General features: G+C 64.0%; 9 protein-coding genes. All 9 read left to right on the top strand.

Going from position 1 to position 10,656, the window contains the following annotated elements:
* Positions 1-114: 114 nt before the first annotated feature.
* The 9 genes from AC4LFW_RS03855 (at position 115) to AC4LFW_RS03815 (ending at position 10,649) form a co-directional block, all read left to right on the top strand.
* Positions 115-1,017 (top strand): ADP-ribosylglycohydrolase family protein, encoded by a 903-nt coding sequence (locus tag AC4LFW_RS03855; protein WP_491817910.1) that lies wholly within the window; start codon positions 115-117, stop codon positions 1,015-1,017.
* 301 nt (positions 1,018-1,318) lie between these two features.
* Entirely contained in the window at positions 1,319-3,034 is a 1,716-nt protein-coding gene (locus AC4LFW_RS03850; RefSeq protein ID WP_491817909.1) for a sensor histidine kinase, read from the top strand.
* Positions 3,035-3,045: 11 nt separating this feature from the next.
* Complete coding sequence (locus AC4LFW_RS03845; protein ID WP_491817908.1) at positions 3,046-4,416, top strand: sigma-54-dependent transcriptional regulator; 1,371 nt, start codon at positions 3,046-3,048, stop codon at positions 4,414-4,416.
* A gap of 222 nt (positions 4,417-4,638) precedes the next feature.
* A complete protein-coding gene (locus AC4LFW_RS03840) occupies positions 4,639-5,982 on the top strand; it encodes an ABC transporter substrate-binding protein (RefSeq protein WP_491817907.1) in 1,344 nt (447 codons plus the stop codon).
* A gap of 17 nt (positions 5,983-5,999) precedes the next feature.
* Positions 6,000-7,322 (top strand): ABC transporter substrate-binding protein, encoded by a 1,323-nt coding sequence (locus AC4LFW_RS03835; RefSeq protein WP_491817906.1) that lies wholly within the window; start codon positions 6,000-6,002, stop codon positions 7,320-7,322.
* Positions 7,323-7,394: 72 nt separating this feature from the next.
* Positions 7,395-8,294, top strand: coding sequence for a branched-chain amino acid ABC transporter permease (locus AC4LFW_RS03830; RefSeq protein WP_491817905.1), 900 nt, complete (start codon positions 7,395-7,397; stop codon positions 8,292-8,294).
* A complete protein-coding gene (locus AC4LFW_RS03825; protein WP_491817904.1) occupies positions 8,294-9,238 on the top strand; it encodes a branched-chain amino acid ABC transporter permease in 945 nt (314 codons plus the stop codon). Before AC4LFW_RS03830 ends, AC4LFW_RS03825 begins: the two co-directional genes overlap by 1 nt.
* The gene (locus AC4LFW_RS03820) at positions 9,235-10,005 is read left to right on the top strand and encodes an ABC transporter ATP-binding protein (RefSeq protein WP_491817903.1); all 771 of its coding nucleotides are present in this window, start codon (positions 9,235-9,237) and stop codon (positions 10,003-10,005) included. Before AC4LFW_RS03825 ends, AC4LFW_RS03820 begins: the two co-directional genes overlap by 4 nt.
* Positions 10,002-10,649, top strand: a complete 648-nt coding sequence (locus AC4LFW_RS03815) for an ABC transporter ATP-binding protein (protein WP_256055930.1) — start codon at positions 10,002-10,004, stop codon at positions 10,647-10,649. The genes AC4LFW_RS03820 and AC4LFW_RS03815 overlap by 4 nt, the downstream gene beginning before the upstream one ends.
* Positions 10,650-10,656: the final 7 nt, after the last annotated feature.

The following is a 10,656-nucleotide window of genomic DNA, read 5'->3' as shown; positions in this document are numbered from 1 at the left end:
CCCGCGAACATTATCCACTTCGGCCTCATTGAGCCAGCATGTCAGACGCCCCCAGACGCTTTGACCAAACGATGCGAGTGGCGAAATGAGCACAACCCTAGGAGAACGCAGCATATGGATCTAGACATCGACCGTTTTGAGGGTTGCCTGCTAGGACTCGCCTGCGGTGATGCGGTGGGCGCCACAGTGGAATTCATGCCGCGGGGAAGATTTGAACCTGTCACCGGAATGACCGGGGGTGGGAAATTCCGGCTTAACAAAGGGGAGTGGACAGACGACACGGCTATGGCGCTGTGCCTAGCTGACAGCCTGATCGAATGCGATGGTTTCGATGCGCTTGACCAAATGCAACACTATTGGCGCTGGGCTAATGAAGGCCACAACTCGTGCCGTACTCACGCATTCGGTATCGGCAAGACAATTGCCGCCGCCCTTGTTCGGTTTCAAAGAACAGGCGAACCCCACAGCGGCGCGACCGACTCGGCGTCCTCCGGCAACGGATCGCTGATGCGCCTAGCACCTATCCCGATGTATTTCGCCCGCCGGCCCAAAGACGCTATTGATTTCGCAACGCTGAGCTCAAGCACTACGCATGCCTCCGCAGAGTGCTTGGCGTGCTGCCGGTACTTCGCCCTGGTATTACTCAGGGCGCTCGCTGGTGAGCAGGACAAGACAAGCCTATTCCCAGACGAAGTCGACTTCGAGATGCCCGACTCCACGGCGCGGATCATAGACCAGCGATTCAAAAACTTAACCGCAGACGAAATCGTTGGATCGGGCTATGTGGTGGAAAGTCTGGAAGCTGCCCTGTGGTGCTTTTGGCACACCGATTCATTCGAAGCGGCAATCCTGGCCGCAGCCAACCTAGGCGATGACGCAGACACTACCGCAGCGATCTGCGGTCAACTGGCGGGCGCCTATTACGGTAGTAGCGAAATTCCCGAAGACTGGACTGGCAGCCTGTACCGCCAAGAGGACATCCGCAAAATAGCGAGGCAGCTAGCAGGCCAAGCATAAGAGCGGTTAGTACAGGTTGGTGCGCAACGATAAAAACTTCGATTTCCGTGCGTACCAGCTTGCGTACCGTGCATTTGCGCACCAGCGGCGGGTTAACTCGCGCGAGTTCCTAGCGTTAGCGACCCTCAGGTGGTTCGTATATCCAAGGCCGAACCGATAGCACTAGGAGCGGGAGCTTAGAGTGTCCGATTTAGCACCGAAATGTTTATCGAACAGTGTCCCGGCGAAAAACGGGCAATGGACACTGTCCCAGTTTGCTCCCTATGCTGGCGTGTCTTAATCGTGACAACGCAAACAGGCAATGCCCATCGTCATGCACTTAATAAGGCTGTCCGGGCCGCAGCTGAGTCTGGTTGCGCGCTACATGTTGCTGTCGATCGTAGTGACGATCTTCGGGCTGATCGCCTTGGGCGTTCTCTACGAGCGCTTCGCCAACACTCTGCTCGACCGCCTCACTGGCGAGCGCCTGAATGCTCAGGTCACCGCGACGGCCAGCCGGTTGTCCTCGTTTCTCGACAACCGCTTCTATCAGCTGTCGGCCCTATCCAATCACCCGGCCATGCCGGAATTTGTTCGCCAGGACTGGTATGGCGCGGCGGACGCCGATGCGCTGCTGCGCCTGGAGGCCGACCTGCCCGATCTCTACGGCGTGCTGTTCTTCGACCAGCAGGATCGCCTGATTCGCGTGGTAGCCGGCCAGGCGGCATCCGGGCCGCCCTACTGGTCTGGCGAGGACTGGTCGCTCGACGGCCTACCCGTCACCCAAGTCGACAACGTGGAAATCATCGGCCCCGCCTTGCCCCGCGACGGTCGTTCTGGTTGGCTGATCGCTCGTCAGCGTATCCGCGATGCCGGCCAGGGCGGCGATGCCAGCATTGCCCTGCACCTGCGCCTGGCGTCGCTCACCGAACTGCTCGGTGGCGCCGGAGTCGCCGGTGTGATCGAGCCGCTGTTGCGGGTGCCGGGTGGCGTTTTGCTGGATGCCACCGCGCGGCCGGCCATCGCCTCGGGTCGACTGATCGAGGGGCCGGAGATCCTGCCGGGTTGGAACATCGTGCTGAGCGTTCAGCCCGGCGCGCTGCTCGAGCCGCTGGTGACTGCACGTATCTGGCTGTACGTGGCCGCGGCGGCCATCCTCGGCTTCATTCTGATCGCCTTTTTCACCCTGTCGCGGCGCCTGCGCCATCGCATCGACACGCTGCTGCACGGCGCCAACAGCCTGGCCGGTGGCGATCTGCACTATCGCCTGCCCGAAGAGCAGCACAACGACGAGATCAGCCGCGTGGCGCATGCATTCAACATCATGGCCGAGCGTCTGAACGACCTGATCAGCCGCACGGTGCGGGCGGAGAAGCTAGCGGTGCTGGGCGGCTTCGCCACCGGCGTCGCCCATGAGGTGCGCAACCCGCTGGCGACCATGAAAACCACCGTGCAAGCGCTCAGCCGGCAGGAACGCGATCCCGAGCGCCACCTTCTGCTGACCGACATGGAGCGAGAAATTGATCGACTGTCCCGCGTCACCACCGACCTGCTCGCCTACGGCCGCCCGCATCCGCCATCGCCGAAACCCACACCGGTCCGCGAGCTGTTCCGCCAGACGCTCAGCCTGCTTCGGCCCATGGCCGAAGATCGCGACGTTGCGCTGTCCTCGGTGGGCGACTCGCGCCTGCTTGTCTTCGCCGACCCCGACCAGGCGCTGCAGATTCTCGCCAACCTGGGCCTCAACGCCCTGGAGGCCTGCTCGGCCGGCGGTACCATCAGCCTGCGCGCCGAGTCGCAAGGCGAGCAGATATTAATCACCATCAACGATGACGGCTGCGGCATCCCGCCCGAGCACCTGGCGAACGTGAGAACGCCGTTCTTCACACTCAAGCCCTCCGGCACCGGGCTGGGCCTTAGCATCTGTCAGCAGATGGCCGAGGCGAACCTGGTGACCATGACCATCGCCAGCGAGCCAGGCAAGGGCACTTGCGTCAGCCTGCTGTTCCCCGGCCCGCCGAAACCCTCACGCCAATGAGCCAGCCCGCCATGCCCAAGGTCCATGTCCTGATCATCGACGACGAAGAGAGCTACGTACGCTCGTTAAGCTTCGCCCTGCGCAACGAAAACATGCGCGTCAGCACGGCGCACACCGGCGAAGCGGGCATCAGCGAAGCCGAACGGGAGCGACCCGATGTTGTGCTGCTCGACCTGCGCCTGCCGGGTATGGACGGCATGGCGACCCTCGCCACGCTGCTCGAGCGCTATCCGAACCTGCCGGTGATCATGATTTCCGCGCATGGCGATACTCGCGCGGCCGTCCAGGCTGTCAAGAGCGGCGCGGCCGACTACCTGACCAAGCCGTTCGAGCTGGACGAACTGCTGCACGACATCGTCGCCACGCTCGATCACAACCGCGTGGTCCAGGAGCTGGATTACCATCGGCGCCGCGACATTCCGGCCAACGGCCTGCTCGGCGAAAGCCCGGTGATAGGCCAGCTGCAGGCCACCCTCATGCGGATCGCCGGCAGCACCGCGACGCGCATCCTGCTGCTCGGCGAGTCCGGCACGGGCAAGGCTCTGGTGGCCAGGGCGATCCATGCCAGCAGCCAGCGCGCCGAGCGGGCGTTCGTCGAAGTTAATTGCGCAGCACTGCCTGAGCAGCTAATCGAAGCCGAGCTGTTCGGCGCCGAGAAGGGCGCCTACACCGGCGCGCATCAGAAACGCACCGGGCTTGTCGCCCTCGCCGACGGCGGCACGCTGTTCCTCGACGAAATCGGCGAGCTGCCGCTGCCCCTGCAGGCCAAGCTGCTGCATTTTCTGGAAGACGGTAGCTATCGGCCTGTGGGCTCGGACCAAGCCGCCAGCGCCGATGCGCGCGTGGTGGCTGCCACCAACCGTGACCTGGCCGATGCGGTACGCCAGGGCACCTTCCGCGAGGACCTGTTCTACCGCCTCAACGTAATTACCGTGGAGGTGCCGGCGCTGCGCGAGCGGGGCGAGGACATCGTCAACCTGGCGGGCCACTTCGCCGAGCGCCAGGCGCGCGAAGAGGGCTGCCAGCCGATCCAGCTGACCGCCGACGCCTGCCAAGCCTTGCGGCGGCACCGCTGGCCGGGCAACGTCCGCGAATTGAAGAACCTGATCGAGCGCCTGACCATCCTGTTCCCGGGCCAGCGCATCGAAGCCGGCGACCTGCCGGTAGAATTCCAGCAGACCTTCGCGCCGGACCCGGCGGCACGCATCGAAGTCGGCAACCTAGAAAACCACCTGCAGATCACCGAGCGCGACCTGGTACTCGATGCCCTCAAGCGTGCCAGCGGCCACAAGGGCCGTGCCGCCGATCTACTGGGTATCTCGCGACACGCGCTCAAGCGGCGCCTGCAGCGACTGGGCGCCAGCCACGAGAGCGAGCGCTAACCGCTCAAGCACTCTTCGTCTGAGCGGATTCCGCTCAGCCCAGCGCGCAACACCGCTCGAGCACACCTCGTCGCACCACCTGTCGTAACCTTTCATCGAGCACCGCAAGCGCCGGGCCAGAGCCCTCGCGCGACTTTCCCACGCCTCGTCTCTGGCTTATGGCACATCGCTTGCTCTAGTCGAGACGAACAAGAGGCGAAACAAACGCCCAGAGGAACACCCATGTCACAGCCCTGCCTCGTGCACCCGGCCCTGAACGCCGCTGCCCTCCTCGCCGGCCTGGTGCTGACGATCGGCGACGCCAACGCCGCACGCGTCGTACTTGGCGCCCCCGCCGGCGAGGCCGACCTGACCATGGGCTGCCTCTACCCGATGGCCGGCCGCGCCGCGATGTACGGCCAGGACAGCATTGCCGGCATCGACATCGCTCTGCGCGACCTCGAGGCCGAACGCGCCGCGGGGCGCGAAACCCCACGGCTGCGGGTGATCATTGACGACGACCTATCCAAGGCTTCCTACGGCGTACGCCTGGCCGAGGACTTCCTGCGCAACGACGAGGTCGACGTGCTCTGCGGGATGGTTTCCTCCGGCGTTGCCCAGGCCGTCAGCCGTGTGGCCCAGCGCGAGCGCGTGGTGCTGATCGGCACCGATCATGCCTCCTCGCGCATGACCATCGAGGCGGGCCATCGCTACTATTTCCGCGTCACCAACGACAGCTGGATCTCGATGGCCGCCGGCGCCCGCTACCTGCGCGACCTGCAGGCCGGCACCGGCTGGAAGCGCCTGGCCTTCATCGGCCCCGATTACGACTACGGGCACGTGTCCTGGACCGACCTGCAGCAATCGCTGGACGAGCTTGGCGTACAGTACGAAACCGTCACCGAACTGTGGCCAAAGCTGTACGAGCCGGACTACTCCCTGCACACCGCCGCGCTGCTGCAGGCCAAGCCAGACATAGTGGTCACTTCGCTGTGGGGCGGAGATTTCATCGCCTTCGTCAAGCAGGCGGCCGGCTCGGGGCTGTTCGAAAGTACTCGGCTGGCCAACTTCGATACCGGCGCCAACTACGACGCGCTTATCTCGCTCGGCGAAGTACCGCCGCCCGGGCTGATCCTCTCGGCGCGGCATCACAACAACTGGCCCGACACCGAGCGCAACCGGCGCTTCGTGGCCACCTTTGAGCAGCTCAACGGCCGCTATCCGACCTACGCCGCGCAGGGCGCCTATTCCGGGGTGATGACCGCCGCGCGCGCGGTACAGGCCGCCGGCGGCAAGACCGACAGCGAGTCGTTGGTCGAGGCACTCGAAGGGCTGAGATTGGACCTGCCCGAAGACCCGCCGGGCTTCGCCTCTTGGATCGACCCGGACACCCACCAGATCCTCCAGGCGCAGGCCGTAGGCACGCTGGAACGCAACGACCGGTTCCCGCCCGCGAAGGTGATGGTGGGCAATTGGTCGGTCTATCCGGCCGCCGAGCTGCAGCCGTCCCCGCAATTGATCGAACGCCGTCGCGCCCAGGCGCGCAGCGGCTCGGAGATACCCGCTTCGCAACCGCAACACCCATGACCTCAACGGAGAACCGCATGAACAAGTACAAGAAAACCGCGTTCACGAACCGTTTGGCTTTGGCCATTGCAGGCGCCAGCCTCGCCCTGGTAGCCAGCGGGCCAGCAAGCGCCGCAGACAATGGAAAGTTTCGCGTTGGCATCGTGACGTTCTTATCGGGGCCGGCGGCCGGGCCGTTCGGCGAACCCTCGGCCAATGCGGCGAAGCTGCTAGTTGAGGCTCTGAATAAGGGCACGATGCCGGCCCCCTATAACACGGTAGGGATCAACGGCGCCGAAATCGAGGCGGTAATCATCGACGAGGCCGGCGGCGCAACCAAGCAGGTGGAAGAGTTCCGCAACCTGGTGCAGCGGCAGAAGGTCGACGCAGTGGTCGGATACGTGTCTTCGGGCGACTGCTTGGCGATCGCCCCGCTGGCCGAGGAGCTCGGCGCGCTGACGGTCTTTTACGATTGCGGTACATCGCGCCTGTTCAGCAACGATAAGCCCTCGCAGTTCGTCTTCCGCACTGGCCTTGATGCCGCGGTGGATAACGTCGGCGCGGCTCGCTACCTCGCCCAAACCCGGCCGGATGTAACGAGGGTCGCGGGCATACAACAGAACTACTCTTGGGGGCAGGACAGTTGGGGGGATTTCGCTGCCTCGATGGAGCAACTGATGCCCAAGACCAAGTTGGTCGAGTCGCAGATGCCGAAGATGTTCCAGGGTCAGTACGGTGCTGAAATTTCGGCCTTATCGGTCAAGCGGCCGGAAATCGTGCATAGCAGCTTCTGGGGCGGCGATATGGAAGCCTTTGTGCTGCAGGCCAATGCGCGCGGCCTGCTCGAAGACGCCACCGCGCTGCTGACTTGTGGCGAAGCGGCTATCGATCGATACGAAGGGCAAGCGCCCAACGGCATGATCATCGGCGGGCGCGGGCCGTTCGGTGCATTCGCCCCGGAAAACACGCTAAACAGTTGGTTCAAGGATGCCTACAACAAGGCGTACGGCACCAACCCCACCTACCCGGCAACTAAGATGGCCCAGGCCATTCTCGGCCTGAAGCACGCCGCGGAAAAGGCAGCCAAGGCCGAGGGTGAGATACCTGCTCCAGCGGCTATCGCCTCTAGCTTCAAGGGTGCCACGTTCGAGTCGGTCTCAGGCACGGTAAACATGGCGCGCGCGGGTGGTCACCAGGCCATGCAGGGCATTGCCTACGGTGAGTACCACTACGACGAAGCCAGTGGCAAGGGTTCGGTGAAGGACGTCGTGTCCTTCAGCGGCGAATGCGTTACCCCGCCGGATGGCACCGAAGCGCAGGACTGGATCAAGGCCGGCTTCCCGGGAGCTCAGTGCCAGTGACCCCACCACGCCGGTGAACCATGGGCCGCGGGTGCTAGCACCCGGGCCCTTTCCCAAGCTTGGAATCCCGACATGATTAGTTTCTATGCGGTGCTGATCGACGGCACCATTTACGCCTCGTGGCTGTTCCTCGTCGCCGCAGGGCTGACGGTGATCTACGGGGTCATGCGCATCCTCAACATGGCCCACGGCAGCTTCTACGCGATCGGTGCCTACTGCGCCGCATCGCTGGTCGGCTGGTATTTCAACAATGGCGACGGCCCTGTCTGGGTCAGCTACCTGCTGCTACTCGGCTGCGCCCTGGTCGCCGGGGTGGTGGTGGGGCTGATCGTCGAGCGCGGCCTGCTGCGGCTGATGTACGGCCGCGATGAAGTGCTGATGGTGATCATCACCTATGCCCTTCTGCTGATCCTCGAAGACGCGATGAAACTCGTATGGGGAGTCAACCCCTATTTCGCCTACCAGCCCTACGCCGAGATGGATCGTAGCGCGTTGGGCGGCCTGAAGGTCTCCAATTACGACCTGGCGCTGGTCGGCGTCTCCCTCGTACTCGGCGGGGGCCTCTGGGCCTGGCTCGAGCGCACCAACATGGGCACGCTGCTGCGCGCCGTGATTCATGACCGGGAAATCGCCGAAGCCATGGGCGTGAACGTGCGGCGCATGTTCACTATCACCTTCGTCATTGGCACTACCCTTGGCGCGCTGGCCGGGGCGCTGACCGCGCCGGCGATCTCGGTGGTGCCAGGCATCGGCATCGAGGTGATCGTGCTGGCCTTCGCCGTGGTAGTGATCGGCGGCCTGGGTAGCATCGAGGGCGCCGCGGTGGGCGCACTGCTGGTCGGCCTGAGCCGTGCGGCGGCGGTGCACTACGCGCCCGAGTTCGAGTTGTTCGTCATCTATGGCGTGATGTCGCTGGTGCTGGCGGTCCGTCCACAAGGCCTGTTCGGCCGCACGCTCGCGAGGAAAATCTGATGCGATTGGACAAGACTGAGTGGATTCTCCTTGCGGTGGCCGTCGCGCTGATGCTCGGCGGGTTTATCGCCCCGCAATGGTTGGTGTTCCTACTGACCATCGCGTTGGCGAAGGGGCTGGTGGTGCAGGGCGTGGTGATGCAGATGCGCGCCGGCCTGGTCACATTCGGCCAGGGGCTGTTCTATTGCATCGGCGGTTATGCCGTGGGTATGGGAGGGCAGTTCCTGCAGATCACCGAATTGCCGGTGCTGCTGTTACTCGGCGTCGGTTGCTCGGTGCTGGTAGCGATGGTGCTCGGCCTGCTGCTCACCCGCTACCGCGACATCTTCTTCGCCATGCTTACGCTGGCTTTCTCAATGATTCTTTTCGGCGTGCTGGTCAAGAGCCACGGTCTGGGCAGCACAGACGGCTTCAATGTCACCAGCTGGTCGCTGTTCGGCTGGGTTCCGGAGGGCAGCCAGTCGGCCCAGGGCGTGTTCCTGCTGACTTGTGTCTGTGCGTTGGTGCTGGCCATCCTCCTACACCGCTACATGCGCAGCGGCGCCGGGGCGGTCTGCGAGGCCATTCGCGAGAATGAGGTCCGCGTGGAGTACCTGGGGCTGTCGCCACGCTGGATCCTTTACATGAACTACGTCGCCGCGGCAGCGGTGTCCGCCCTCGGTGGAGGGTTAACGGCGCTGGCCGCCGGCCATGTCGACCCCGAGATGGCCTATTGGACCACTTCGGGCGAGTTCATATTCATCGCCCTACTGGGCGGTACCGCGCATGTCGCCGCGCCATTCATCGCCGCGGTGCTATTCGCCGTGGTGCGTACCTATGCCATCGAGCTGGTACCGCATTTCTGGCAGATGATTCTCGGCTTCACCCTGCTGGCCATCATCGTGTTCCTGCCGAAGGGATTGTGGAGCCTGTTCGCCCGTCGCAACGGAGGTAGCGCAGCATGACCTGCATCTTGGAAACCCGCTCGCTGTGCAAGGAGTTCGGTGCGGTGACCGCGGCCAAGGATCTCTCGGTCCGTATCGACAAGGGCGAGGTGGTCGGCGTGATCGGGTCCAACGGCGCCGGCAAAACCACCTTCATCAACATGGTCACCGGCTACCTGCCGCCCTCACGCGGGGAGATCCTGTTCAACGGCAAATCTATTCTCGGCCACACGCCACGCGCCATCACCCGGGCAGGCATGGCCCGCTCGTTCCAAGTGGCGCAGCTGTTCCCGGCTCTGTCGGTGCTGGACAACCTGCTGATCGCCCTGACCGCCGCCGAGAGCCCGCGTCCGTCGGTGCTGCGGCCGGTGCGCAGTGCCGTGCGGATTGCCCGTGCCGTGGCGATTCTCAATGAGTTTTCTATAAGCGACTGGCGCGACACGCAAGTGACAGCCGTTCCGCAGGGTGTGCGCAAGCTGATCGACATCGCCATGGCGCTGATCGGCGAGCCGCAGATGCTGCTCCTCGACGAACCCACAAGTGGCGTCAGCTCCGAAGAGAAGACCTCGCTGATGGATACGGTGATGGCGGTGGTTAAACACTATGGCGTGACGGTGCTGTTCGTCGAGCACGACATGGATGTGGTGCGTCGCTACGTGACGCGCATCCTCGCTTTCTACAGCGGCGAGATCATCGCCGACGGCACGCCAGATGCCGTCCTCGACAACGACAAGGTCCGTGAACTAGTGACTGGCCAGGATCATGCAAAGCGGGGGGCAAGCGTATGAGCCTGAGCATTACAGGACTAAATGTCTCGATCGAGTCCGTGCCGATCCTGCGCGACGTGTCGCTATCGGTGGAGACCGGCCAGATGGTTGGCCTGATCGGCCACAACGGCGCAGGCAAGACCACGCTGATCCGGAGCATCATGGGCCTGATCGAGGCCGACGCCGGCTCCATCCGTTTCGGCGACAGCGAGTTGCTGCCCCGACCGGCACATACCCGTGCCGCCAGCGGCATCAGCTACATGCCGGAGGACCGCCGGCTGATTCCGTCGCTGACTGTCGAAGAGAACATCCTGATGCCGGTCTGGGCCAACCGCCTGCCTGGCAGTCGCGAGCGCCTGGAGTGGGTTTACAGCCTGTTGCCCGAGATCGCTCAGTACCGTGATCGCCGCGCCATGCAGCTGTCCGGCGGGCAGCAGAAGCTGGTGGCCCTGGCGCGTGCGCTGATGCCCGGGCAGAAGCTCCTGCTGCTGGACGAGCCCTTCGAGGGGGTCGCGCCGGTGCTTTCACGGCGACTCGGCGAGGTGATCGCGCAGCTCGGCGAACAGGGTCTATGCGTGCTCATCTCCGAATCGGACCAGACCCACACTGCAGACCTCGTCGATGCCGCTTACCGCATCGAACGTGGCGCCATCACTCCCCACTGAGGTACCT

Source organism: Stutzerimonas sp. C6.4V, assembly GCF_058536345.1.
The sequence above is the reverse complement of the archived record's forward strand: the minus strand, read 5'-3'. Positions and strand labels throughout refer to the sequence as shown.